The sequence below is a fragment of the Streptomyces sp. NPDC014656 genome (assembly GCF_043084305.1).
GTDB lineage: Bacteria > Actinomycetota > Actinomycetes > Streptomycetales > Streptomycetaceae > Streptomyces.
Window position 1 is genome coordinate 269,224 of the sequence record NZ_JBIBZN010000008.1, and the last position, 23,926, is coordinate 293,149.

The 23,926-nt window shown below is 74.6% G+C and carries 17 protein-coding genes and 3 tRNA genes; 8 read left to right on the forward strand and 12 right to left on the reverse strand.

All coding sequences use genetic code 11. From position 1 onward, the window contains the following. Nucleotides 1–38 precede the first annotated feature (38 nt). Complete coding sequence (locus ACF1ED_RS20320; protein WP_391762280.1) at nucleotides 39–1,064, forward strand: RNA polymerase sigma factor; 1,026 nt, start codon at nucleotides 39–41, stop codon at nucleotides 1,062–1,064. A 57-nt stretch (nucleotides 1,065–1,121) separates the two neighbouring features. Here ACF1ED_RS20320 and ACF1ED_RS20325 read toward each other — a convergent pair whose 3' ends face one another. The 4 genes from ACF1ED_RS20325 to ACF1ED_RS20340 all read right to left on the reverse strand — a co-directional run bounded on the left by ACF1ED_RS20325 (nucleotide 1,122) and on the right by ACF1ED_RS20340 (nucleotide 6,673). Then, nucleotides 1,122–3,050, reverse strand: a complete 1,929-nt coding sequence (locus ACF1ED_RS20325) for an ABC transporter ATP-binding protein (protein WP_391762282.1) — start codon at nucleotides 3,048–3,050, stop codon at nucleotides 1,122–1,124. Continuing rightward, complete coding sequence (locus ACF1ED_RS20330) at nucleotides 3,050–4,783, reverse strand: ABC transporter ATP-binding protein (protein ID WP_391762284.1); 1,734 nt, start codon at nucleotides 4,781–4,783, stop codon at nucleotides 3,050–3,052. The genes ACF1ED_RS20325 and ACF1ED_RS20330 overlap by 1 nt, the downstream gene beginning before the upstream one ends. A 102-nt stretch (nucleotides 4,784–4,885) precedes the next feature. Further along, complete coding sequence (locus ACF1ED_RS20335) at nucleotides 4,886–6,322, reverse strand: FGGY family carbohydrate kinase (protein ID WP_391762286.1); 1,437 nt, start codon at nucleotides 6,320–6,322, stop codon at nucleotides 4,886–4,888. A 36-nt stretch (nucleotides 6,323–6,358) separates the two neighbouring features. Beyond that, on the reverse strand, nucleotides 6,359–6,673 hold the full coding sequence (locus ACF1ED_RS20340; RefSeq protein WP_391762288.1) for a YtxH domain-containing protein: 315 nt from the start codon (nucleotides 6,671–6,673) through the stop codon (nucleotides 6,359–6,361). 145 nt (nucleotides 6,674–6,818) lie between these two features. Here ACF1ED_RS20340 and ACF1ED_RS20345 point away from each other — a divergent pair. The 3 genes from ACF1ED_RS20345 (at nucleotide 6,819) to ACF1ED_RS20355 (ending at nucleotide 7,219) form a co-directional block, all read left to right on the forward strand. After that, nucleotides 6,819–6,891 (forward strand) — tRNA-Asn (locus ACF1ED_RS20345). 5 nt (nucleotides 6,892–6,896) lie between these two features. Further along, nucleotides 6,897–6,969, forward strand: a tRNA-Asn gene (locus ACF1ED_RS20350). Nucleotides 6,970–7,145: 176 nt separating this feature from the next. Beyond that, nucleotides 7,146–7,219, forward strand: a tRNA-Ile gene (locus tag ACF1ED_RS20355). A 371-nt stretch (nucleotides 7,220–7,590) separates the two neighbouring features. Here ACF1ED_RS20355 and ACF1ED_RS20360 read toward each other — a convergent pair. From ACF1ED_RS20360 to ACF1ED_RS20375, 4 genes are all read right to left on the reverse strand, one after another. After that, nucleotides 7,591–9,396: an HEXXH motif domain-containing protein gene (locus tag ACF1ED_RS20360; protein ID WP_391762290.1), complete on the reverse strand. Its 1,806-nt coding sequence runs from the start codon at nucleotides 9,394–9,396 to the stop codon at nucleotides 7,591–7,593. 71 nt (nucleotides 9,397–9,467) lie between these two features. Further along, nucleotides 9,468–9,647: a hypothetical protein gene (locus ACF1ED_RS20365; protein WP_391762292.1), complete on the reverse strand. Its 180-nt coding sequence runs from the start codon at nucleotides 9,645–9,647 to the stop codon at nucleotides 9,468–9,470. 83 nt (nucleotides 9,648–9,730) lie between these two features. Further along, nucleotides 9,731–10,846 carry a caspase family protein gene (locus ACF1ED_RS20370; RefSeq protein ID WP_391762294.1) on the reverse strand — a complete coding sequence of 372 codons (1,116 nt, stop codon included), beginning with the start codon at nucleotides 10,844–10,846 and terminating at the stop codon, nucleotides 9,731–9,733. After that, complete coding sequence (locus ACF1ED_RS20375) at nucleotides 10,843–12,036, reverse strand: hypothetical protein (RefSeq protein ID WP_391762296.1); 1,194 nt, start codon at nucleotides 12,034–12,036, stop codon at nucleotides 10,843–10,845. The genes ACF1ED_RS20370 and ACF1ED_RS20375 overlap by 4 nt, the downstream gene beginning before the upstream one ends. A gap of 124 nt (nucleotides 12,037–12,160) precedes the next feature. Between ACF1ED_RS20375 and ACF1ED_RS20380 the strand changes: the two genes are divergently transcribed. Continuing rightward, nucleotides 12,161–13,513 (forward strand): cation:proton antiporter, encoded by a 1,353-nt coding sequence (locus ACF1ED_RS20380; RefSeq protein WP_391762298.1) that lies wholly within the window; start codon nucleotides 12,161–12,163, stop codon nucleotides 13,511–13,513. Between the two features lie 69 nt (nucleotides 13,514–13,582). Here the strand turns inward: ACF1ED_RS20380 and fxsT are convergent, their stop codons facing one another. The 4 genes from fxsT to ACF1ED_RS20400 form a co-directional block, all read right to left on the reverse strand. Continuing rightward, nucleotides 13,583–18,109 (reverse strand): FxSxx-COOH system tetratricopeptide repeat protein, encoded by a 4,527-nt coding sequence (fxsT, locus tag ACF1ED_RS20385; protein WP_391762300.1) that lies wholly within the window; start codon nucleotides 18,107–18,109, stop codon nucleotides 13,583–13,585. Next, nucleotides 18,109–19,251, reverse strand: coding sequence for a MoxR family ATPase (locus ACF1ED_RS20390; protein ID WP_391762302.1), 1,143 nt, complete (start codon nucleotides 19,249–19,251; stop codon nucleotides 18,109–18,111). Before ACF1ED_RS20390 ends, fxsT begins: the two co-directional genes overlap by 1 nt. Continuing rightward, nucleotides 19,248–20,801, reverse strand: coding sequence for a hypothetical protein (locus ACF1ED_RS20395; protein WP_391762304.1), 1,554 nt, complete (start codon nucleotides 20,799–20,801; stop codon nucleotides 19,248–19,250). The genes ACF1ED_RS20390 and ACF1ED_RS20395 overlap by 4 nt, the downstream gene beginning before the upstream one ends. Before the next feature lie 186 nt (nucleotides 20,802–20,987). Then, nucleotides 20,988–21,404: an organic hydroperoxide resistance protein gene (locus tag ACF1ED_RS20400; protein ID WP_391762306.1), complete on the reverse strand. Its 417-nt coding sequence runs from the start codon at nucleotides 21,402–21,404 to the stop codon at nucleotides 20,988–20,990. A gap of 126 nt (nucleotides 21,405–21,530) precedes the next feature. On the opposite strand from ACF1ED_RS20400, the gene ACF1ED_RS20405 reads away from it, so the two are divergent. The 3 genes from ACF1ED_RS20405 to ACF1ED_RS20415 all read left to right on the forward strand — a co-directional run bounded on the left by ACF1ED_RS20405 (nucleotide 21,531) and on the right by ACF1ED_RS20415 (nucleotide 23,858). Further along, complete coding sequence (locus ACF1ED_RS20405; RefSeq protein WP_391762308.1) at nucleotides 21,531–22,016, forward strand: MarR family winged helix-turn-helix transcriptional regulator; 486 nt, start codon at nucleotides 21,531–21,533, stop codon at nucleotides 22,014–22,016. A 79-nt stretch (nucleotides 22,017–22,095) separates the two neighbouring features. Next, nucleotides 22,096–22,554 carry a GNAT family N-acetyltransferase gene (locus ACF1ED_RS20410; protein WP_391762310.1) on the forward strand — a complete coding sequence of 153 codons (459 nt, stop codon included), beginning with the start codon at nucleotides 22,096–22,098 and terminating at the stop codon, nucleotides 22,552–22,554. Beyond that, a complete protein-coding gene (locus tag ACF1ED_RS20415; protein ID WP_391762312.1) occupies nucleotides 22,551–23,858 on the forward strand; it encodes an MFS transporter in 1,308 nt (435 codons plus the stop codon). The genes ACF1ED_RS20410 and ACF1ED_RS20415 overlap by 4 nt, the downstream gene beginning before the upstream one ends. The last annotated feature ends 68 nt before the right edge of the window (nucleotides 23,859–23,926 follow it).

Consider the following 23,926-nt stretch of genomic DNA (forward strand, 5'->3'; position numbering starts at 1 on the left):
TGACGGAGCCGTTCCGCCCCTCCTGGAGGTCGCCCGCCGTGCAGACCGAGATCCAGAGCACCGACCCGGACGACCGGGACGAACTCCCCGGACTCCCGGAGGTCCCCGAGGTCCCGGCCCAGCGGCGCCGCACCGCCGACCCCGGGGGCAACGGGCCCTCCGCCGACCTCTTCCGCCAGTACCTCCGCGAGATCGGCCGCATCCCCCTCCTCACCGCCGAGGAGGAGGTCGAGCTGGCCCGCCGCGTCGAGGCCGGCCTCTTCGCCGAGGAGAAACTCGCCCTCGCCCCCGACCTCGACTCGCAGCTCGCGTACGACCTCGACCGGCTCGTCGTCCTCGGCCGGATCGCCAAGCGGAAGCTCATCGAGGCCAACCTCCGCCTCGTCGTCTCCGTCGCCAAGCGGTACGTCGGCCGCGGCCTGACCATGCTCGACCTCGTCCAGGAGGGCAACCTCGGCCTCATCCGGGCCGTCGAGAAGTTCGACTACGCCCGCGGCTACAAGTTCTCCACCTACGCCACCTGGTGGATCCGGCAGGCGATGTCCCGGGCCCTCGCCGACCAGGCCCGCACCATCCGCGTCCCCGTCCACGTGGTCGAACTCATCAACCGGGTCATCCGGGTCCAGCGCCACCTGCTCCAGGAACACGGCCGGCAGCCCACCGCCGAGGAGGTCGCCGCCCACCTCGACCTCACCCCCGAGCGGGTCGTCGAGGTCCTCCGGCTCGCCCAGGAACCCGTCTCCCTGCACACCCCCGTCGGCGAGGAGGAGGACGTCGACCTCGGCGACCTCATCGAGGACGGCGACGCCGCCTCGCCCGTCGAGTCCGCCGCCTTCCTGCTCCTCCGCCGCCACCTGGAGGACGTCCTGTCCACCCTCGGCGAGCGCGAGCGCAAGGTCGTCCAGCTCCGCTACGGCCTCGACGACGGCCGCCCCCGCACCCTGGAGGAGATAGGCCGGATCTTCGGCGTCACCCGCGAACGGATCCGCCAGATCGAGTCCAAGACCCTCGGCAAACTCCGCGACCACACCTACGCCGACCAGCTCCGCGGCTACCTCGACTGAGACGCGCGAAGGGCCCGCGCCGCACCCGGCACGGGCCCCTCGCGGCGGACGCCCCGGTCAGTCGACCTCGGCGACCGCCTCCGCGAACTGCGCCGCGTACAGCCGGGCGTAGGCCCCGCCCGCGACCAGCAGCTCCTCGTGCGTGCCCTGCTCCACGATCGAGCCGTTCTCCATCACCAGGATTACGTCCGCGTCCCGGATGGTGGAGAGCCGGTGCGCGATCACGAAGGAGGTGCGGCCCTGCGCGAGCCGGGCCATCGCCTTCTGGATCAGCACCTCGGTACGGGTGTCCACCGAGCTCGTCGCCTCGTCGAGGACGAGGATCACCGGGTCCGACAGGAACGCCCGGGCGATGGTGATCAGCTGCTTCTCGCCCGCGCTGACCCCCGCCCCCTCGTCGTCCACGACCGTGTCGTAGCCCTCCGGCAGGGTGCGGACGAAGCGGTCGGCGTGGGCCGCCCGCGCGGCCTCCTCGACCTCCGCCCGGGTCACCTCGCGGGTGGCGCCGTACGCGATGTTGTCGGCGATCGTCCCGCCGAACAGCCAGGTGTCCTGGAGGACCATGCCGATCCCGGCCCGCAGCTCCTCCCGGGACATCGACGCGATGTCCGTCCCGTCCAGCGTGATCCGTCCGCCCGTCACCTCGTAGAACCGCATGAGGAGGTTGACGAGGGTGGTCTTGCCGGCGCCCGTCGGGCCGACGATCGCGACCGTCTGGCCCGGCTCCACGGTGAGCGACAGGTCCTCGATGAGCGGCTTGTCGGCCTCGTAGCGGAAGGAGACGTGCTCCAGGGCCACCTTGCCCTTGAAGTCGCGCTTCTCCTCGGAGACCGGCGCGTCCGGCTCCTGCTCCTCGGCGTCGAGCAGCTCGAAGATCCGCTCCGCCGAGGCGACGCCCGACTGCACCAGGTTCGCCATCGACGCCACCTGCGTCAGCGGCATCGAGAACTGGCGCGAGTACTGGATGAAGGCCTGCACGTCACCGATGGAGAGCGTGCCGCTCGCCACCCGCAGCCCGCCGACCACGGCCACCAGCACGTAGTTGATGTTCGAGACGAAGAACATCACCGGCTGCATCATGCCGCTGTTGAACTGCGCCTTGAACCCGGCCTCGTACAGCGCCTCGTTCTGCTCGCGGAAGCCCCGCGCGGCCTCGTCCTGCCGGCCGAAGACCTTCACCAGCGTGTGCCCGGTGTACATCTCCTCCACGTGCGCGTTGAGCGCGCCCGTGGACTTCCACTGCTGCACGAAGTGCGGCTGGGAGCGCTTGCCGATCCTCGCCGCGACCACCACCGACACCGGCACCGTGACCAGCGCGACCAGGGCGAGCAGCGGCGAGATCCAGAACATCATCGCCAGCACGCCGACGATCGTCAGCAGCGAGTTGACGAGCTGGCCCATCGACTGCTGGAGCGTCTGCGAGATGTTGTCGATGTCGTTGGTCGCCCGGGACAGCACCTCGCCGCGCTTCGCCTTGTCGAAGTACGACAGCGGCAGCCGCGACAGCTTCGTCTGGACGTCCTCCCGCATCCGGTACACGGTGCGGTTGATCACCTTGATCGACAGCCGGGTGGAGACCAGCATCAGCAGGCCCGCCACCACGTACACCGCCAGGGCGAGCAGCAGCACCTCGCCGACCGCGCCGAAGTCGATCCCCCGCCCGGGCGTGAAGTCGACCCCGGACAGCATGTCGGCCATCCCGCCGTCGCCGTCCGCCCGCAGCCTCTCCAGCGCCTGCGCCTTCGTCACGCCCTCGGGCAGCTGCCGCCCGACCACGCCCGCGAAGATCAGGTCGGTCGCCGCGCCCAGCACCTTCGGGCCGACGACCGCGCCCGCCACCGACAGCACGCCGGCCAGCAGCATCACCCAGAGCGCGGTGCGCTCCGGCGCCAGCTGCCGCAGCAGCCGCTTCGACGACCCCTTGAAGTCCATCGACCGCTCACCCGGGGCGCCCCCGGCCATCATGCGTCCACCAGGACCGGCCATCAGGCTGCCTCCGCCTCGGTCAGCTGGGAGAGCACGATCTCCCGGTACGTCTCGTTCGCCGCCATCAGTTCGTGGTGGCGCCCGGTCCCGACGACCCGGCCCTCGTCGAGGACCACGATCCGGTCGGCGTCCCGGATGGTCGACACCCGCTGGGCGACGATCACCACGGTCGCGTCCGAGGTCTCGTCCGAGAGCGCCGCCCGCAGCCGGGCGTCCGTCTCGTAGTCGAGCGCGGAGAACGAGTCGTCGAAGAGGTAGATCTCCGGCCGCTGGACCAGCGTCCGCGCGATCGCGAGCCGCTGCCGCTGACCGCCCGACACGTTGGTGCCGCCCTGCGCGACCGGCGCGTCCAGACCGTGCTCCAGCTTCCGGACGAAGTCGGCCGCCTGCGCCACCTCCAGGGCGTGCCACAGCTCCTCGTCGGTCGCGTCCGGGTTGCCGTAGCGCAGGTTCGTCGCCACCGTCCCGGAGAACAGGTACGGCTTCTGCGGGACGAGCCCGACCGTCCGCGCCATCAGCGCCGGGTCCAGCTTCCGCACGTCCACCCCGTCGACCAGGACCTCGCCGCCGGTCACGTCGAACAGCCGGGGCACCAGCCCCAGCAGGGTCGACTTGCCGGAGCCGGTGGAGCCGATGATCGCGGTGGTCTCCCCGGGCCGGGCCACCAGCTCCACGTCCCGCAGCACGGACTCCTCGGCGCCCGGGTAGCGGAAGTCCGCCGCCCTGACCTCCAGGTGCCCGCGCCGCTCCAGCGCCGTCACCGGCTCGGCCGGCGGCACCACGCTCGACGAGGTCCCCAGGACCTCCTCGATCCGCTCGGCGCACACCTCGGCGCGCGGCACCATCATGAACATGAAGGTGGCCATCATGACCGCCATCACGATCTGCATCAGATAGGCGAGGAAGGCGGTCAGCGCGCCGATCTCCATCCCGCCGCTGTCGATGCGGTGCGCGCCGAACCAGACGACGGCCACGCTGGAGACGTTCACCACCGTCATCACGGTCGGGAACATCAGCGCCATCAGCCGGCCCGTCGCCATCGACACGCCGGTCAGCTCGCCGTTGGCGCCGCGGAAGCGCTCCTCCTCGTACCCGTCCTTCACGAAGGCGCGGATCACCCGGTTGCCGGTGATCTGCTCGCGCAGCACCCGGTTCACCGCGTCGAGCCGCTCCTGCATGGTGCGGAACAGGGGCCGCATCCGCTTGACGATCAGCGAGACCGAGACGCCGAGCACCGGCACCACCGCGAGCAGCACGCCGGACAGCGGCACGTCCTGGCCGAGGGCCATCACGATGCCGCCGACACACATGATGGGCGCGGAGACCATCAGGGTGAACGCCATCAGGACCAGCATCTGGACCTGCTGGACGTCGTTGGTGGTCCGGGTGATGAGCGAGGGCGCGCCGAACTGGCCGAGCTCGCGCGCCGAGAAGGACTGCACCCGGTCGTAGACGGCGCCGCGCACGTCACGGCCGACCGCCGAGGCGGTCCGCGCGCCGTAGTACACGGCCCCGATGTTGCACAGCACCTGCACCACGGAGACGCCGATCATCAGCGCGCCGAACCGCAGGATGTAGCCGGTGTCGCCGTTGACGACGCCCTCGTCGATGATGTCGGCGTTCAGGGTCGGCAGGTAGAGGCTCGCGCAGGTCGCCAGGAACTGGAGCAGGACGAGCAGGGCGATGGGTTTTCGGTAGGGCCGCAGGTGGGTTCGGAGAAGTCTTATGAGCACGGTTCCCACTATCGCCCGAGGGCCCGGACCGTTACGACCGAGTTCCGCGCGGGCGGCCGAGCCCTGGGAAAGACTTTACGAACCGCCCGGCGCGCCGTGCCGTCAGCCGCCGAAGGCGCCCGGGTGGATCTGCTCCCGGGCGGCGACGTACTGCTGGCGCACCGCCTGGCCCGCCGGCAGCTCGTCGCCCGGTTCCAGGATCTGCGCGGCGGCGCCCTGCCAGGCCGGGGGAGCGGACGGCGCCAGGGTGCCGCGGGCGACGCCCAGGGCCCAGGCGGCCTGCCGGGCCGCGCCGAGCGCCGCGTAGTCGGCCGGCTGGGGGACGACGACCTGCGCGCCGAACAGCGCGGGCGCCAGGGCCTGCACGGCGGGCAGCGAGGCCGCGGCGCCCAGCAGGAAGATCCGGCGCACCTCGACGCCCCGGCCGCGCAGCACGTCCAGGGCGTCGGCGAGCCCGCACAGCATGCCCTCGAAGGAGGCCCGCGCCAGGTGCTCGGGCTTCATCGACTCGCGGCGCAGTCCGGTGAGGGTGCCGGCGGAGTGCGGCAGGTGCGGGACCCGCTCGCCCTCCAGGTAGGGGAGGAGCACCAGGCCGGAGGAGCCGGGCGTGGACTTCAGGGCCAGCGCGGACAGTTCGTCCAGCGACTCGGCACCCAGCAGTTCGGCGGTGCCGCGCAGGGTGCGGACCGCGTTGGTGACGGAGACGACCGGCAGGTGCATCCCGGTGGCGTCGGCGTAGGAGGTGAGCGCGGCGCCGGGGGCCAGCGCCTCGTGGTGGACGGCCATGACGGAGCCCGAGGCGCCGAGCGAGACGACGGCGTCGCCCGCGCCGAGCCCGAGCCCGAAGGCGGCGGCCATGGTCTCCCCGGTGCCGGCCGAGATCAGCAGCCCCTCGGGGGTGGTGCCGGCGGGCTCGGCGGGGCCGAGGACCTCGGGCAGCGCGACCCGGTGCCCGAGCGCCAGCTCGACGAGGTCGGGGCGGTAGGCGCCGGTGCGGGCGGACCAGTAGCCGGTGCCGGAGGCGGCGCCGCGGTCGGTGGTGCGGCGGGCGGGGCGGCCGAGGAGCTGCCAGACCAGCCAGTCGTGCGGCTGGAGGACGGCGGCGATCCGCCGGGCCTGCTCGGGTTCCGTACGGGCCAGCCAGCGCAGCTTCGCGACCGGGAGCCCGGCCTGGGGGACGCCGCCGACGGCCTCGGCCCAGGCCTCGCGCCCGCCGAGCGCCTCGACGAGGTCGGCTACGGCGACCTGGGCCCGCTTGTCGTTGCCGACCAGCGCGGGGCGCACCAGGCCGCCCCGGTCGTCGAGCGGGACGACGCCGTGCGCCTGGGCGCAGACGCCGATGGCCTCCACGCCTTCGAGGAGCCCGCCGGTCGCGGCCTCCCCGAGCGAGAGCAGCCAGGCCTGTGGGTCGATGTCGGTGGCCTTGGCGTCGACCGGGTGCGGGGCATGGCCCTGCCTCAGTACGGCGCCCGTGTCCGTGTCACAGACGACGATGCGCGTGGCGTCAGAAGAGCTGTCGAGTCCCGCGACTATCCCCATGACACCCGATTCTGCCGCACGCGGGGCTCATCCGGGTCAGGTGTTGCTGGTGCCCCAGTCGTCGTCCTCGCGGATCTGCCCGTTGGTGTGGGCGCGGCCGCGCAGGGCGGACACCCGGTCGGTGACGGAGGAGGGCAGCCGGTCGCCCACCTTGTCGCCCACGACGTGCGCGGCCTTCCCGGCGTACTGGCGGCCGGTCTGCGCGGCGGACTCGGCGGCGTTGCGCACCGCGGGGTTCCGCGTGAAGTTTTTGGCGGCCTTCCTCATCTGCTCGTACCGCTCGCGTCCCGCGCGCGTTCCGATCACGTAGCCGAGCGCGAGACCCGCGACGAACGTCAGCTTGTACCGCACGCTGCGATCCTTCCCTGGAGGGTCCTGGGGATGTCCCGGGATACCGATTGGCGGAGCACCCCCCTGCTTGCGCTAATGTATGTCTCGCAGCGAGCGCCCGCCGCCCGGGAGGACCCGGGCAGGACCGTTCGGTGCAACGCAGCAATCCCCTGTAGCTCAATTGGCAGAGCAGCCGGCTGTTAACCGGCAGGTTACTGGTTCGAGTCCAGTCGGGGGAGCGCGATCCCCTGTAGCTCAATTGGCAGAGCATTCGGCTGTTAACCGGAGGGTTACTGGTTCGAGTCCAGTCGGGGGAGCAGAGCGAAAGAGGACCCTCAGGGGTCCTCTTTCGCGTTTCCTGGAACCATCCGCTCCCGTCCGTGGTCTTCATGGTCGAGCAGCACCGATCGTCCCGATCATCCGGAGCAGGAGATCGTATGAGCGGCTATGCTGCGGCAGGACGGCGCGCACACTTGTACGCGCGTCGGTGTCAGGGGCGGTAGCTCAGCCGGTTAGAGCAGCGGACTCATAATCCGTCGGCCGTGGGTTCGAGTCCCACCCGCCCCACCGAAGAAAAACGTTCTGAACTGTGAAAACGTCCCTGGAGGGATGTTTTCGCGTGCGGCGTTCGCTTCGCGTCGGCGCGGCGAAACGGATGTTCCCGGCCTGCCTCGCCGGGCCCTGGCCTTCTCGGCCCGGGCTTTCGGGCGGAACGTGAGCGCGGAGCCGTGACGATGATCCCACGGCGATCCCACGACTCCCGCGTGTGACACGCCGCACACCACTCCGAACGCCGAGGGGTCGGGACGGACCGCGTCCGTTCCGTGTCCCGGCAGCCCGAGAAGGTGTCACATCGGGGGAAACCGCTGGTCGGTAGCCGTCCTGGGCGGCCCGCGCGCGTGCGGTGCCGGGGCTGGTGCGCCGGGATCGCGGCAGGGTCAGAGACGGTGCGCGGCGAGCCAGCGGGCGAGGGCCGCGGGGGCGGCGGGGGTGCCCCGGGCGCGGAGTTCGCGGTGGAGCGGGCGCAGCAGCTCGGGGTGGTGGAGGAGGGGGCGGAGGGCCGGGTCTGCGGTGGCCAGGGAGAGGACCAGGCCCGCCCACGCCTCGGGGGACTCGGGGTCCTCGGCCAGCAATCGGCCGTACCGGTCCGCCGCCGACGGGTCGCCGGAGAGCAGGGCCAGACCGGCCGCGGGGGCGCCGGGGCCCGGGTCGGGCGCGGTGCCGCCCAGGGTGCGCCGGATCAGCCGGGCGCGGGTGTGCGACCAGCTCCCGTCGGGGTCGGGGACGACGGAGGCGGCGGCGGGGCGGAAACCGGGCGGCGCGCCCGACGCGTGGGCCCGGGCCAGGGCGCGGACGTCCTCGGGCGCGGGGGCCAGGTGCCGGATCCGCCACTCGGCGCGGTGGTCGGCGGCGGCCAGCGCGGCCAGCGCGTCCACGCCCGGCCGGACGCGGGGGTCGGCCGGCCGGGCCGGCAGCCGCGCGGTCATGCCCGCCAGGAAGCGGCGGCCGTGCGCGGTCAGCGCCGGATCGGCGGCCAGCGTCGCGATGGCCTCCCGCGTCTGCCGCCGGACGAGGGCGAGTTCGAACTCGGCGAAGGCCCGTCCGGCGGCGGGCGCCAGGTCGAGGTGGCGGGAGCGGAAGCCGGCGATGCCGAGGAACGCGTACGCCCCCTGGAGCAGACCGTTCAGAGGGCGGGGGTCGTCCCGCCAGGGGGCGTGGTGCCGGGCCGCGCCGTCGTCCCGCTCCAGCGTCAGCAGGTGGATCAGCGCGCCCAGCTTGGTGTGCTGGAACTCGTGCACGAGGGTGACCGCGAAGGTGACCGGGTCCGGCGGCAGCGAGCTGAGCAGCCCGCCGAAGGCGTCCCCGGAGGAGGCGCTGCGGACCAGGCCGCTCGGCGGAGCCGGCACCGGGGTGAGGCTCCGCAGTCCCGCCCCGAGGGCGGCCGCCGTCTCGGGGTCGCACTCCTCCAGGACCTCGAAGGCCCGCCCCAACCCCGCCTGCCAGCGGGCCGCCCCCTCCGGACCCGTACGGTCGGGCGGCAGCGGGTCGCCCAGCTCCCGGTACGGATCGAGGTCGTCCAGCCACACGTCCACCGGGCGTCCCGCCGCCCGCGCCCGCAGCCGCCGCAGCCCCAGCCAGCCCGGCGCGTCGTCCCCGGGCCCCGAGGGCCCGGGCCCCACGCGCTCGCGGTGCGGCTCGACCGTCAGCCGGCCCGCCTCCACCACCACCTCCGCCGTGGCCCAGCGCGGACGGCCCGGCAGCCGGGCCAGCCCCAGCGTGGGGAACATCGCGTCGCCGTCCCGCAGTGGCACGGTGGTGCGCAGCGGGAGGCCGGCCCGCAGCGCGGCCACCGCGCACACCGCGAACAGGTGCCCGAGGTCCGTCCAGAGCGGCCCGTCGCCCCAGGCCGTGTGCCGCAGCCGGCGCAGCCCGTGCCCCAGCCAGACGCCGACCTGCGGATGGAGCAGCAGCTCCCGGAACTCCTCCGGCGTCCGCTCCTGGGCGGCGGCCAGCGTCTCCCACGCGCTGTCCGCGGACGGCAGCGGGCCCAGCGCCCCGGGCGTCCGGGCGGCGTCGTCGAGCAGGGACCGCAGCAGCAGGAGCCGTCGGCTGTACTCGGTCGTGCGCAGGAAGCGGACGGCCTCCGGACCGCCCCGGCCCGAGGCCAGGGCGTCGAAGTGCTCCGAGGGGACGAGGTGATGGTGCACGGCGCGGGCGGGCTCGTGTCCTCCGGCGGTCTGCACCGATCTCCTCCCGGAACCGTCGGCCGCTGCCGCCGGGCCGTCCAGCCGGTCCGGTGGGCGGTGCCCCGTCGTCAGTTCCCGCCGCCGGGACCCTCCTGCTCGCCGAAGTTGACCCGGGGCCGCTCGATCTGACGCAGCAGCCGGTCCAGCGAGGAGGCGTGCAGGAGCGGGCTCTGGGTGCGGAGGGCCGACAGCGGGACCTCGCTCAGATCGACCAGTTCGGATCCCACGTTCTCCGTGGACGTGCGCATCGGTTCCCCCTCACCACGCTGAACCCCGTCACTCTTCATGATGGCTCAGCCCCCGGGGTTCCGGAAGGGCGTGATCAGGGCGGTCAACCCCTGGAATCCGGCCAGATCCAGCGTCTCGCCCACTCCGCCACGGCCCGCTCCTCGGGCGAGCCCGCCTCGATCAGCGAGACCGCCTCCACTAGGGCGGCCAGGCCGCCGGGGTGCCGCCGGCAGGACCGGACGATGCTGACGACGTCGGGCCGGGTCGCCCCGAACCGGGGGATGGAACCGGCCAGTTCCACCGGAAGCATGGACACGACGAGCTGCCGCTGCTGCTGGTCGGCCATGCCCGGGGAGCCGCTCAGCAGGCCGATGAGTTCGGGGAGCGCCTCGTCCGGCACCCTCCGTTCCGCGCTCCGCTGGGCGGGGAGCGTGAGCAGCCGCTCGTCACCCGCTCCCGAGCGGTACCAGAGCGAGGTGGGGCGCTGGCCCGCGGCCGCCCCCGCCCCGCCGGTGAACCGCGCGGCCACCGCCTCCGCGAGCGCGCCCGGATCGGGCGGCCACGTCCCGCCGTCCGCCGCGTCCAGGGCGGACAGCACCGCGTCGGAGAACGCCCCGGTCTGCCGCACCGGATCGTTGGCGGCCCGCTGCCCGGGGCCGGCGGCGAGCAGCACGGACTGCTCGCGGCCGGGCAACCGCTCGCCGCCCGGCGGGAGTTCGGCGGGCAGGGCGCGGGCGAAGCCCAGGTCCTCCACGAAGGTCTGGCAGGAGTCCACCAGCCAGACCTGGCGGGGGAAGCCGGGCAGCAGGTCGGTGGTGAAGGCGGTCAGCCAGGCGTCCAGGTCGAGGTTGCGCCGGTCGTCCCCGGTGGCGTCGGCGTAGAAGAGCCGGCGGTGCCCCTGCGGGTCCGTGACGCCGTGACCGCCCCAGAACACCCACAGCAGGTCGCCCTCCCGGGCCGGCAGCAGGCGGGTCAGCGCCTCCTGCACCGCCTCCCGCCCGGCCGGCCCCTCGGGGACGTCGGTCGCGGGCCCGCCCGCCCCCGGGAGCGGTGCGAGCAGCAGCGAGACCTGACCGGCCGGCACCCCGCGCCGCCGCAGCCAGGCGGTGAACCGGCGGGCGTCCGCCGCCGGGCCCGGCAGGTCCCACGCCGGGCCCGCCGCGTACCGCTCCACCCCGACGACCAGGGCGTGCGTCCGCCCGGGGCGGGCCCCCGTCACGGCAGCTCCGCCGCGAGCAGCCGGTACAGCTCCGGATTGCCCCAGTAGGCGCTGTGCGCCAGGGGGAAGGGCTGGCGGCCGTCCACCTCGACGTCCCTGACCCGGCCGGGGAACAGTCCGGCGCCGACGTAGCCCAGCAGGTCCCGCCGGTCGTACACGTTGATCCAGGGCGGTACGCGCGCGGGCAGCGGCGCGCCGTGCTCCAGGCTCGGCAGCGCCCCCAGCTCGTACAGGAACGGCGCCTGCGAGCCGACGGTGACCAGGAGCGCCACCTCCGGCAGCTCCCGCAGCACCAGCAGGTCGAGCGAGGCGATGCCGCCGAGACTGTGCGCCAGGATCACCACCGGCGGCTCCGCGGCCCGGACCGCCGCCGCGACGGCCTCCCGGACGGCCTCGCCCCTGGCCAGGTAGAGCAGCACGTCCCCGGCCGCCGGGTGGGCCGCGTCGGTCAGCGCCGACCGCCGCTTCACCGCCTGCGCGGAGGCCAGCCCGAGGACCAGCCGCCCGGCCAGCTTCCCGACCCGGCGGGTCACCGGACCCCGGTGGGTCCCGGCGGCGTCCCCGGGGAGCAGGGCGGTGATCCGGTCGACCGCCGCGTCCCGGGCGGCTCCGTCGAAGGCCGGTGCCGCGGCCTCGCGGGCGGCCGTGCGGCGCACCGCCTCGGCGACGAACGCCCGTGCCAGCACGTCAGGTTCGGTGGCGGCGGCGGGGGAGCGCAGGAAGTCCCGGCCGTCCGGCGAGGTCAGCACGGCGGCCACGGCGGCGGCGAACTCCCCGCCGATCCCCGCCGCGTCCAGCGGCCCGCGCAGGGCGTCGTCGCCGGAGAGCGCCAGGGCCGCGGCGGTGAGCGCCTCGCCCGCCGGGACGGCGCCCGGCGCCAGCTCGGTCCGCGCTCCTGGCTCCGGTGCGACCAGCCGCAGTTCGAGCAGCGGGTCCACGTAGAGGAGGCCCCAGAACTCGACGTCCCCGGCGTCCGGGTCCGCCTCGCCCGGGGCGGCGCGCCCGGTGCCGTACCCCGGGACGGACAGGCCGTCCGCGCGCAGCGCCGACCCGGCGCTCCCGCCCCAGTAGCAGGGGGCCACCACGACGTCCGGGCGGACGGCCGCCAGCCCCTCCCTGACCCGCTCCAGCGAGCCGGTGTAGCCCGGCTCGCGCACGCCCGTGCCGTGCACGAACAGCACCGTCGTCACCCGTGACCCCCCGTCCGAGGCGGCATACGCCAAACGGCTTCCACGATAGGTCACTTGCCTCCCGGGCCGCTACACTCCGTAGGGGCCTTGCCCCAGCGGGAGGCGGGCCGGAAGGGGATCGCCGGTGAGTTCGGATTCCGTCATCACGCACGTCGTCGCGGCCCTCGCGGTCGTCGTCGCCGCCTCCCACGCCCTCGGCGCGCTGGTCCGAAGACTCGGCCAACCCCCGGTGGTGGGACAGCTGTTCGCCGGAATCGCACTGGGTCCGAGTCTCCTCGGACTGGTCCCCGGCGGAGTGTACGAGACGCTCTTCCCGTCCGAGATCCAGCCCGTCCTGACCGCCCTCGCCCAAGTGGCGCTCGTCTTCTTCCTCTTCGCCGTCGGTTACGAACTCGACCTCGGAATGCTCCGGGGGCAACGCTCCGTGACCACCGTCTCCCTGAGCGGCTTCGTCGTCCCCATGCTGCTGGGCGCCGGGATCGTGCTGCTCCTGCCGGGCTCCTTCGCCGCCGCCAACGGGGGCCGGCCCATCGACCCGGCCTTCGTCCTCTACATGGCGATCGCCCTGTCGATCACGGCCGTCCCCGTGCTGGCCAGCATCATCAAGGACCAGGGCCTCGCCGGGACCAGGCCGGGCACCGTCGCGATGGCCTCCGCGGGCGTCATCGACGCGCTGAGCTGGCCCGTCCTCGCCGTCGTCCTCGTCGGCGGCGCGCACGGACCGGCCCGGGAGTGGGGCGTCGGGGCCGCCCTGCTCGTCCTCTACGTGCTGGTCATGCTCTTCGCGGTGCGCCCCCTGATGGCGCGCTGGATCGGCCGGCCCGGCACCCCCGTCTCCCGCCAGGTCCCCGTCGCCGTCACCGTCGCCCTCGCCTCCGCCTGGGCCACCAGCGCCCTCGGCCTGCACGTCATCTTCGGCGCGCTGCTCGCCGGCGTGATCATGCCCCGCAGGCCCGACGGCTCCCCGGACGGACGGCTGCTCCGCCCGCTCCAGGACACCGGCGGCCTGCTGCTGCCGGTGTTCTTCGCCGTCTCCGGCATGGCCGTCGCGCTCGACGGACTGCACGCCTCCGACCTGCTGCTCCTGGCGGTGATAATCGCCGCCGCGGTGGTCGGCAAGGTGGCCTCCGGCACGCTCGCAGCCCGCGCGGGGCGGCTGCCCTGGCGCGAGTCCCTGCTGATCGGCGTCCTGCTCAACACCCGGGGCCTCACCGAACTGATCGTGCTCGACGTCGGACTCCAGGCCGGGGTGATCGGCCCCCGGCTGTACGCCCTGCTGGTCGTCATGGCGCTGGTCACCACGGCCGCCGCCGGGCCGCTGATCCGGCTCCTGCGGCACCCGTCCGACGCGCTGCCCGCCCCGCGCGAGGGCCATCGCGCCGGCGGGAGCACCCCGGAGATCTGGTCCGGCCCGGAGCCCGTCCAGGACCCGGGGCCGCTGCCGTCGCCGGGCGGCGAGCCCGCGCCCCGGGCCTGAGACCCCCGCGCGGCACGGGAGAGCCGGCCGGACCCCTCCAGGGGCCGGCCGGCTCTCCCGTGACCGGGGCTAGAACGGCACCGGCGCGATGTCCACGTCCGCGCGCCGGCCGCTCGCCGAGGCGACCGTCGCCGGGTGGTCCTCGCCGAGCCGCGACCGGAAGTGCGCCAGCGTCTCGGTGTGCAGGGCCGTCGCCTCGGCGTCCCGGCCCAGCGCCCGCAGGTCCAGGACCACGTTCGTGGCGCAGGCGAGCGTGGTCGGGTGGGTCGGGCCGAGGACGCTCCGCAGCTGCTCCAGGGTGCGCAGGTCCAGCTCCAGCGCCTCCTCGTGCCGCTCCTCCGCGGCGAGCAGGCTGCCCGTGCCGACGGCCGCGGTGAGGGCGAGGACGTGCGTCTCGCCCAGCGCCTCGCGCAGCCCCGGCAGCGCCGTGTCCAGCTGCTCCCGGGTGGCCTCCAGGTCCCCGAGGTGGCGCAGCGTCAGGGCGAGGTTGACCCGGGCCGCCAGGGTGTACGGGTGGGCGGGGCCGAGCTTCGCCGTGTACCGCCCGACGGTCGCCTCCGCCAGTTCCCGGGACCGCCGCAGCTGCCCGTCCTGGCGCAGGTCCACGACGAGGTTGGCGGCGCAGGCGACGGAGTGCGGGTGGTCGGGGCCGTACCGGTCGACGAACTTCGACCACACCGTCTCGGCCAGGGCGAGCGCCCCCTCGTGGTCGCCGGCGCGGCGGCGGCACACGGCGAGGACGCGCGCGAAGCCGAGGGTGGTGGGGTTGTCCTCGCCGAAGGCGGCGGCCTGCCGGGCGTGCACGTCCTCCTGGCGGACCACGGCCTCCAGGTAGTCGCCGGTCTCGCGGATGTCGATGGACAGGCCGTTGAGCGTGTTCAGGGTGGTGGCGTGGTTCTCGCCGAGGTGCAGCGCGCGCAGCCGGGCGGTCTCCGTGTCGTACGCGCGGGCCTCCTCGTACAGGCCCATCAGCCGCAGCCCGATGCCGAGGTTGTGGGCGGCGCGCAGGGTGGCCGGGTCCTCCTCGCCGAAGGCCCGCAGCGAGCGCTCGTACACCGACCGGTCGATCTCCAGGCCGCGGGCCATCTCGGCCCGCAGCCGCAGTCCGCTGGTGAGCTGGATCAGGGCGTCGAGGGTGCCCTCGTGGTCCTCGCCCATCGTGCGGACGTACGTGTCGGCCGTGCGCTGCATCATCGCCGCGGCCTCCTCGTACTCGCCGAGCGCGCGCAGCACGAAGGCCAGCCACTTCGCCATCTGGAGGGTCTGCTGGTCCTCGGCGCCGAACTTCGCGGTCCAGACCCGCAGGGCCTCGCGCGCCATGGCCGCGGCGCCCGCGTGGTCGCCCCAGGTGTGGAGGAACTCCACCATGCCGAGGATCAGCCGGCGCACCCACGGGTCCTCGCACTCCACCGCCCGCGAGCCCGTCACGTGCGGCAGCAGCTCCTGGTAGCGGGGCCAGAGCTGGCGGGAGGCGGGGTTGTTCGGGTTGGCGTCGGCGAGCAGGAGGTGCGCGCCGTGCCGCATGTCCGCCTGCTGCTGCGGGGACATGCGGTTGACCAGCACGGCCTGGACCAGCCGGTGCAGCTGGATGGTGTTGTGGCGGTGCTCGATGCGGGCCAGGGCGTAGACGTTGATCTCGCGGATGGCCCGGCTGAGCCGGATCGGGTCGCGCAGGGCGTCGTCGAGCTCGGGCGCGATGGTGGTGGACCGCGAGTTGTTGAAGAGGGTGCGGGAGATCGGCTCGGGGGCGAAGAAGGAGCAGACCTGGAGGAGCTGGAGCGCGGCCGGGTTGCGCTGTTCGAGCTGGCGCAGCGAGACGTCCCAGGCGGCGGCCACCGACATCGGGTAGTCCGGCGAGGGCACGAGTTCGCGCATCAGCTCGGCGATCTTGTCGTTGATCAGCCGCAGGTAGTCGGGGACCGCCATGCCGGTGACGGCCTGCCAGGCGGCGGCCTGCTCGATGGCGAGCGGGAGGTCGCCCAGGGCCTCGGCCAGCTGGTCGGCGTCCCCGTCGGTCAGGTCGCGGGCGCGCCGGCGCAGCAGCGCCTTGCTCTCCTCGCGGGTGAAGATGTCGACGGACAGCGTCCTGGCCACCCGGTCCCACTCCTGGTTCCGGGAGGTGATGAGGATCTTGCCGGTGCCGCCGGTGGGGAAGTAGGGGCGGACCGCCTCGACGTTCTCGGCGTTGTCGAAGACCAGCAGCCAGCGTTCGTACGGCACGCCGCGGCGCAGCGCCTCGCGGACGGCGGGGACGGCCTGGTTGGCCTCGCTGCCCACGTTCAGGCCCATCCGCTGGGCGAGTTCGGTGAGCGCGGTCAGGATCATCGTGGGCTGTTCGGACGGGATCCACCAGACGACGTCGTAGTCGCGCGCGTACCGGTAGACGTACTCGATGGCGATCTGCGACTTCCCGACACCGCCCATGCCGTGCAGCGCGTGCGGCAGCACCGCCGAGGTGTCGCCGGTGAGGAGCTGGTGGCGCACCTGGGCGAGCAGGTCCTCACGGCCGACGAAGTTGGGGTTGTGCGGCGGGACGTTGCCCCAGACGGCGGGGACGGGGACGCGCGGCTGCTGGCCGGTCCGGGACGAGGACGGCCCGGGGACGCCGGTGCCGCCGGGGACCGGTGTGCCGGCGGCCGGGGTGGCGGTCGACGGGGTGCCCGTGGCGGGGGCGGGGCCGCCCGGGGCGGGGGTGTCACCGCCCTGCCGTCCGTCGGAGGCCGGTGCCGGGATCGGCCGGCCCGAGGAGCCGTTCACGGTCGCTGCGTCCTCGGTCGGGTGCTGACTGGCGATGTCGGTCATCGATTGGCCGTCCATGTCGGGATCTACGGGGGTGTCGGGGGCATTCTGGACCAAAGGGGAAGCGCCCTTTGCGACGGACACTCCCGTGGCATCGCCCTCCAGGGCGGCGCTGATCCGGTTGGCCCGGTTGAGGTAGGGGCCGGACAGGGCCCGCAGGACCGCCAGTTCGACGCGGAGGAAGGGCGTGCTCTCCGTCGTCGGGTCGGGGACGGGCGTCGAGTCGGGCGTGAGCAGGGCGCCGCCCAGCCCCCGCGCCGCCTCGGAGCGGTCGCCGAAGAAGTCGGCCACCGAGCGGGCCACCCGCGCGGTGTCCGCGCGCATGGCGCCGGCCAGGAGCGCCTCGCGGGCCCCGGCGACGAAGTCGAGCGCCGCCGGGAGGGCCGGTGCGGCCGGCTCGGCCCGCGGCGGCTCCTCGACGAGTCCGCTGAGGAACAGCTCGGCCACGTGCACCGGTTGGGCCTCGGGCACCAGCCGCCGCCGCACGTCCCGGACCAGCAGCGGGTCGAGGACGGCGGCGGCCAGGTGGGTCGCCAGCCGGAAGGCGGTGGGCGTGGCGTGGCTGCGGAAGCGGCGGAGGCGCTCCTGCACGGTCGGCGCGGGAGTGGTGGCGGGCGGTTCGGCGGGCTCCGGCGCGGTCCGCGCGGGCGCGCCGAGCAGCAGGACGGAGGCCGGGATCCAGCCGGTGGCGTCCCCGGCCACGAGCGAGGCCCAGCGGCCCAGCCAGTCGGCGTTCAGTTCGAGGACGGGGACCGGGACCCGCCAGGTGGCGGGCGGCGGGTCGAAGGGGTCGCGCTCCTCGGGCGGGAAGCGCACGGCCAGTTCGCTGTTGCGGGCCGCGGGGCGCGGGCTGTGGAGCCGTACCCGCCAGGGGGTGAGGGCGGTGCGGTGCCAGTCCCGCTGGGAGAGGAGGTGGACGACGGCGGCGGGTCCGGCCGCCGCCCACAGCTCCAGCGCCGCCTGGCCGGCGCCCGTCCGCCACAGCGGGCCGAGGGCGTCGGTGAGGACGAGGACGATCCGGCGGCCGGTGCGGTCCACGAGTTCGGCGGGGTCCGCGTCGGCGCCCCGGCCGGGGTGCGGGCCGCGGAGCACGGCCTCGCCGCCGTCCGGGGTCCCGCGCAGACCGAGGCGGCGGATCCGGACGTCCCGGAAGGCGCCCAGCTGCTCGGCCACGGCGGTGAACTCGGCGACCGTCTGCTCCCAGATCGCCATGGTCGCGTGGTCGTCCACCACCAGCACCAGGTCGAAGCGGCGCTCGCCGACCGGCCGGGTGCGGGGCAGCCACAGGCCGTCCTCGGCGGCGCGTTCGACGGTGGCCTCCTCGTCCAGTTCGACCTCGGTCGGGGACGGCACCACCTGTCTCAGCGGCCTCAGCCGGCGGCCGATGCCCGGCGCGTCGCGCAGGTCGGGCAGCGGCTCGGCCGCCGCCCGGGCGCCGAGGGGGCCGCCGTCGAGGGTCGTGGCGAGGGCCGAGGGGGGCAGCCGCCCGGGGGAGTCCGGCGGGGACGTGCCGGACTGACCGGGAGGACCCGGCGGACCCGGCGGCCCGGGCGGCCCGGGCGGGTGGACGGCCGGGCCGCCGGCCGGGCCGGGGTACGGGCGGTGGGGGCGGCCGTCCTCCTCGGCGTCGTCGGTCCGCGGGGGCGGATCGACCAGCTCGGGCGGGGTCTTCGGCCGGGTCTGCGGGGGCTCGGTGGACGGGGTGAGCGGGGCGGCGAGGGTCTGGTAGGCGTGCAGCCACAGCGCCTCCGCCACCTCGAAGGGCTCGGGGAGCGAGCGGGTGTCGTCGTCGTCCATCAGGGTGCCCCCGAAAGGCGTCGCCAGAGGGCGTCCAGCAGCTCGTCCCAGGCCTTGTCGTCGCCCCGGACGCCCGCCGAGCGCAGGTAGACGGCGCTGAGCAGCTGGTCGGCGGCGAGTCCGCCGTGGTCCCGGCTGCGCTCCACGAACTCCCGGATGAGCGCGTCGTGGCGCCCTCCCTGGTCCTTGAAGTGGGCCGTGATCATGGCGGCCAGCTGGTCCTCGCGGGGCGGCGAGACGTCGAGCCGGACGCAGCGGCGGAGGAAGGCCGGCGGGAACTGCCGCTCGCCGTTGCTGGTGATGACGATGAAGGGGAAGGCCCGGCAGCGGACCTGGCCGTCCACCACGGGGACGGTGCCCTCGGGGTCGTCGGTGTGCACGTGGGAGACCGGCTCCTGGCGGCGGGCGCGGACCAGTTCGGGGATCGCGTACGTGCCGTTGTCGAGGACGTGGAGGAGGTCGTTGGGCAGGTCGATGTCGCTCTTGTCCAGCTCGTCGATGAGCAGCACGCGCGGCAGCTCGTAGGGCAGCAGGGCCGTGCCGAGCGGGCCGAGCCGCACGAAGTCGCCGATCCGGGCGGCGGGTTCGGGCTCCGGTGCGGGGCCGGGAGCGCCGCCGTCCCGGGCCGGCACCTCGGGGGAGGGGGAGGGGGCAGGGGCGGGGACGCCGGGCGGCCGGAGGTGCCCCAGCGATGCCTGGGCGCGGCCGATGGCGTCGTACTCGTACAGGCCGGAGCGCAGGGTGCTGCGCGAGGTGATGCCCCAGTGCAGGACCCGCCCGAGGCCCAGCTCGCGGGCGACCAGGTAGGCCAGCGTGGACTTGCCGATGCCGGGGCGGCCGGTCACCAGGAGCGGCCGGCGGAGCAGCAGCGCGGTGTTGACCAGGTCGATGTCGTGCGCGTCCTGCCGCGGGGTGGCGCGGCCCGCGCGGCCGAGCCGGCGGTCGGTCTCGGCGCTGGCCGCCGGGACCGGGGGCAGGACGGGCCCGCCGTCGAAGGTCCGCCAGCCGGGCGGCTTCGGCAGCACGTCGCCCAGCCGGATGTCGGCCAGCGGCCGCCCGGTGCCCCGGTAGATCCACCAGCTGCGGCTGGTGACGGGTCCGGCGTTCCGGCCGTTCTCGACCGGGTGGTGGACGCCGCTCATGTCTCCCCCTCCTCGTGGTGTCCGCCGCGGGCGCTCCCGGGGTCCGGTCCGGGCGAACCGGACCAGTCCACGAGCCGGTTGGGGTCGTCGAAGAGGACGGCGAGGTGCCGTCCCACGTGGGCGTCCCGCTTCCCGGCGGCGGCGGTGGCCGCGTCCTTGCGCAACTGGTGCACCCGCTGCGGCAGTTCGATGGGCCTGCCGGCCAGAAGCCGCTTGGCCCGCTTGCGGAAGTCGGCGGGGGCCGTGGGCCGCCGGTCCCAGACCGCCATCGGAACTCCCGCGTACAGGGCGTCGATCAGGGACGCCTGGCTGCCGTCCCGGTCCCGGTCCTCCGGCAGCGGCGGGGCGCTGAGGGCGACGGAGACGAAGCGCTCGTCGGCGGTGAGGGTGCTGGTCCACTGCTCGCGGTCGTGGCCCCTGCTGCCCGCCGTGTCCCAGTGGCAGGCGGTGTCGGGGCTGTCCAGCGCCTGCTGCCAGCGGTTGTGCCAGCGCCGGTGGAACTCGGTGGCCCGCATCCGCTCCAGGCTGCGCAGGACGACGGGGTAGGTGAGGCAGAGGGCGGTGGAGGCGGCGGGCCGGAAGGCGACCGGGAACCACTCCATCGGTTCGTTCAGCAGGTTGACGGGGAGCACGAACTCGAGGACGGGCCGTCCGGGCTGCCGGGCCCAGTCCTGTTCGGCCCGCTGGAGCAGCCGCTCCACGGCCGCGGGCACCTCGTCGAGGGTGACCAGCCGGTCCTCGCCGCGCTCCGGGCGCCAGGGGCCCGGCCTCATCTGCCGCCAGTGGGACAGCAGGTACCGGTCCGGGTGCATTCCGCTTCTGCACAACTGGACAACGACGCAGGCGGGCGCGGGTTGTGCCGGGGGCTCCCCGGCGAGCGCGGTCCGTACGGCCTCCAGGGCGCGGCGCCGTTCGAGCTTCTTCGCCTGGACGTCGTTCCATTCGCGCAGGGCGGCGGCGGTCTGCGCGTCGGCCGGGCCGCGGCCGTCGAGTCCGGCGGCCACGTGCTCGACCAGGACCATGGTGGGGAGCAGCCCGTCGGGGCGGGTGTTGGCCCGGGCGAGGAAGGCGAAGGCCTCGCCGAGGGTCGCGACGGGGTGCAGGGGCAGTGGGAGTCCGTCCGCCGCGGCGTACAGGAGGCCGTGCGCGTCGAGGTGCCGGACGCGGTCGAGCAGGCCGGTGACGACGAGGTGCTCGGAGTCGGGCAGGGCGGGGAGCACCGCCGCGGGCGGGGCGGCGGCGATCAGTCCGCGGACCTGGAGCGCGGGGCCGGAGCCGGGGTCGTACAGGGCGAGGGCCGCGGCCAGTTCGTGCAGCCCGCCCGGTTCGCGCCGGCAGAACCGGACGATCTCCAGGACGCCGGGCCTGAGCCGGTTGTGACGGGGGATGTTGGCGGCCTCGGGTAACTGGTCCGCCAGGGTGTCGATGAGGAGGCCGCGGCCGTCCGTGGTCTCCAGACCCGGCACCGCGCACAGCTGGTCGACGAGCTCACGCGTGAGATCCGACGCGTGAGCGCCGTGGCCCTCGTCGTACAAAAGCCCCCCCGTCACGGCTCCGGTGTGTCCCCAACTCCCGATCGCGCATGGGCAGTACGGGCGCCGTCGCCCTGTCGTCCAGGGTAGGGCGAGCTCCGGAGGCGTCGCCACCCTGTTCGACGGGTTCCTCCCCCGGATCCGGCCGAATCAGTCGGCGGCCGGACCGCGGGCCGCCCGGGCGTCCGTGACGGGGGCGGCGGACTACTCGACGACGAGGTCGACGGTGATGTTGCCGCGGGTGGCCTTGGAGTAGGGGCAGAAGGCGTGGGTCTTCTCCAGGAGGGCGCGGCCGGCCTCGCCCTGGAGGTGGTCGGGGAACTCGGCGCGCATGACGACGGCGAGACCGAAGCCGCCGTCGGCGGCGTCCTTGCCGATGGAGACCTCGGCGGTGACGGACGCCTCGGAGATGTCGATCTTCTCCTGGCGGGCGACGACGCCCATGGCGCTGGCGAAGCAGGCCGCGTAGCCGGCGGCGAAGAGCTGCTCGGGGTTGGTGCCCTGACCGTTGCCGCCGAGGGCCTGGGGGTGGGCGAGGGGGAGGTCGATGTGGCCGTCGGAGCTGACGGCGCGGCCCTCGCGGCCGTTGGCGGTGGCGACGGCGGTGTAGATGGCGTCCATGGGGGTCCTTCCCTGAGGGGTGGTGCGGGGTGGGGCCCGGTGGCGCGGCCCGTGGATCTATTAGTAGCGCACTATTCAGTTGTGCACAACTCAATGGCGCGCGAGTGTCCCTTGTATCCTGGTTCCATGGACGCGCTCGACACCCTCCCCGACGAGGAGTTCCTCCGCCTCGACCGGCAGATCTGCTTCTCGCTCCACGCCGCCGCCCGCGCCTTCAACGGCGTCTACCGCGAGGCGCTCAAGGGGCTCGGGCTCACCTACCCCCAGTACCTCGTCATGCTCGTCCTCTGGGAGCACGGCGAACTGCCCGTGAAGGGGATCGGGGAGCGGCTGCGGCTCGACTCCGGCACCCTGTCGCCGCTGCTCAAGCGGCTGGAGGCGGCCGGATACGTGGAGCGCAGGCGCAGCGCGGAGGACGAGCGGTCCGTCACCGCCCGGGTCACCGGGGCGGGCGCCGCCCTGCGCGAGCGGGCCCTCGGCGTGCCCCGCCGGATCGCCGCCGCCACCGGGCTCGACCTCGCCGAGATCGGCGACCTGCGCGAGCGCCTCGGCGCCCTCGCCGCCCGGCTCGACGGCATCGACCCCGACGCCCTGCGCCCCGCCTGCGGCTGACCGCCACCGGCCCTTCACGGAGAGTGCCCGCCGGGAAAATGTAAGGGCCGGACCCAGAGGCCGTCCCTATACTTCGCCCATGTCCGAGATCACCATCCGCCGCGCCACCGCCGCCGACTCCAGACGGCTGACCCGGCTCGTCCGCGGCTCCTCCGCCTACCGGGGGCCCTACGCCGCCATGGTCGACGGCTACCGGGTCGGCGGCGCCTACATCGAGCACCACCCGGTCCACGCCGCCGTCGACGCCGACGGCCGCGTCCTCGGCTTCTACGCGCTCCTCCTCGACGAGGCCGAGCTCGACCTCGCCTTCGTCGCCGACGGCGCCCAGGGGCTCGGCATCGGACGCCTGCTGATGGAGCACATGGCCGGCGAGGCCCGCGCCGCCGGGCTCACCGCCGTCCGGGTCGTCGCCCACCCGCCCGCCGAGGAGTTCTACCTGCGCACCGGCGCCCGCCGCACCGGCACCGTCGCCGCCGCCGGCCGCGTCCACTGGGACCGCCCCGAGCTGAGCTACGACCTCGCCGCGGCCGCCGCGTGAGCGCCGTCCAGCCCTCGCGGGCGCCGCGGGAGGAGGAGAAGCGGCGGATCTTCGCCGACCTCACCCCGCTGCGCACCTCCGCCGACTACCGCCGCCTCTGGTTCGGCAGCACCGTCTCCTGGGTCGGCCAGGGCATGACCGCCCTGGCGATCTCCCTCCAGGTGTACGACATCACCGGCTCGGCCTTCTCGGTCGGCCTCGTCGGCCTCTTCTCGCTCGTCCCGCTCGTCGTCTTCGGCCTCTACGGCGGGGCGATCGCCGACACCGTCGACCGGCGCGCCCTCGGGCTCGTGGGCGCCACCGGCGCCGCCGTCCTCTCCGCCGCGCTCGCCGCGGCCGCCTTCGCGGGCTTCCACCGCGTCTGGTTCCTCTACGCGATCGTCGCCCTCCAGGCCGTCTGCGGCGCCCTCAACTCGCCCGCCCGCAGCGCGATGATCCCCCGGCTCATCCCGCCGGAGCAGCTGCGCGCCGCCAACGCGCTCAACTCCATGGTGATGACCTTCGGCACCCTCGCCGGCCCCAGCCTCGGCGGCGTGATCGTGGGCTTCGCCGGCTACCAGACCGCCTACACCATCGACGCCCTCGCCTTCTCCGCGAGCCTGTACGCGATGTGGCGGCTGCCCTCCATGCCGCCCGAGCGCGCCGGCGCCACGGGGGTCCCCCCTGCCCAGGCGAAGCCGAGAGCTCGGGAGAGGGCCTCCGTCCTCGACGGGCTGCGCTTCCTCGGCACCCGGCCCAACCTGCGCGCGACCTTCGTCTCCGACCTCTTCGCGATGATCCTCGCCCAGCCCAAGGCGCTCTTCCCGGCCGTCGCCGTCCTGTGGTTCGGCGGCGACGCCAAGACCACCGGACTCCTCGTCGCCGCGCCCGCGTTCGGCGCGCTGCTCGGCGGGGTGGTCTCCGGCTGGCAGGGCCGGATCCGCCACCACGGGCAGGCCATCCTCATCGCCGTCGCAGCCTGGGGCCTCGCGATCGCCGCCTTCGGCCTGAGCCGCAACCTCTGGATCGGACTGCTCTGCCTCGCCGCCGCGGGCTACGCCGACACCTCGTCGATGATCTTCCGGAACACGATGATGCAGGTCGCCGCCCCCGACAAGATGCGCGGCCGGCTCCAGGGCGTCTTCATCGTGGTCGTCGCGGGCGGGCCCCGGCTCGGCGACTTCGTGGCCGGCTCCGTCGCCGACCTCACCTCGCCGGTGGTCGCCATCACCGGCGGCGGACTCCTCTGCGTCCTCGCCGTCGGGGTGTTCGCGCTGTACGCCCGCGGTTTCCGCCGCTACGACGCCCACGACCCGCAGCCCTGAGCCGGACCCGGTCGCGGTCCTGAGCCGGGCCGGGGCGCGGCCCCGATCCGGACCGATCCGCAGCCCCG

Coding starts and splice junctions, on each gene's coding strand:
- ACF1ED_RS20390 (WP_391762302.1), bottom strand. CDS start 19,251: ATGAGCGGCGTCCACCACCCGGTCGAGAACGGCCGGAACGCCGGACCC.
- ACF1ED_RS20335 (WP_391762286.1), bottom strand. CDS start 6,322: ATGGGGATAGTCGCGGGACTCGACAGCTCTTCTGACGCCACGCGCATC.
- ACF1ED_RS20400 (WP_391762306.1), bottom strand. CDS start 21,404: ATGGACGCCATCTACACCGCCGTCGCCACCGCCAACGGCCGCGAGGGC.
- ACF1ED_RS20405 (WP_391762308.1), top strand. CDS start 21,531: ATGGACGCGCTCGACACCCTCCCCGACGAGGAGTTCCTCCGCCTCGAC.
- ACF1ED_RS20410 (WP_391762310.1), top strand. CDS start 22,096: ATGTCCGAGATCACCATCCGCCGCGCCACCGCCGCCGACTCCAGACGG.
- ACF1ED_RS20365 (WP_391762292.1), bottom strand. CDS start 9,647: ATGCGCACGTCCACGGAGAACGTGGGATCCGAACTGGTCGATCTGAGC.
- ACF1ED_RS20325 (WP_391762282.1), bottom strand. CDS start 3,050: ATGGCCGGTCCTGGTGGACGCATGATGGCCGGGGGCGCCCCGGGTGAG.
- fxsT (WP_391762300.1), bottom strand. CDS start 18,109: ATGGACGACGACGACACCCGCTCGCTCCCCGAGCCCTTCGAGGTGGCG.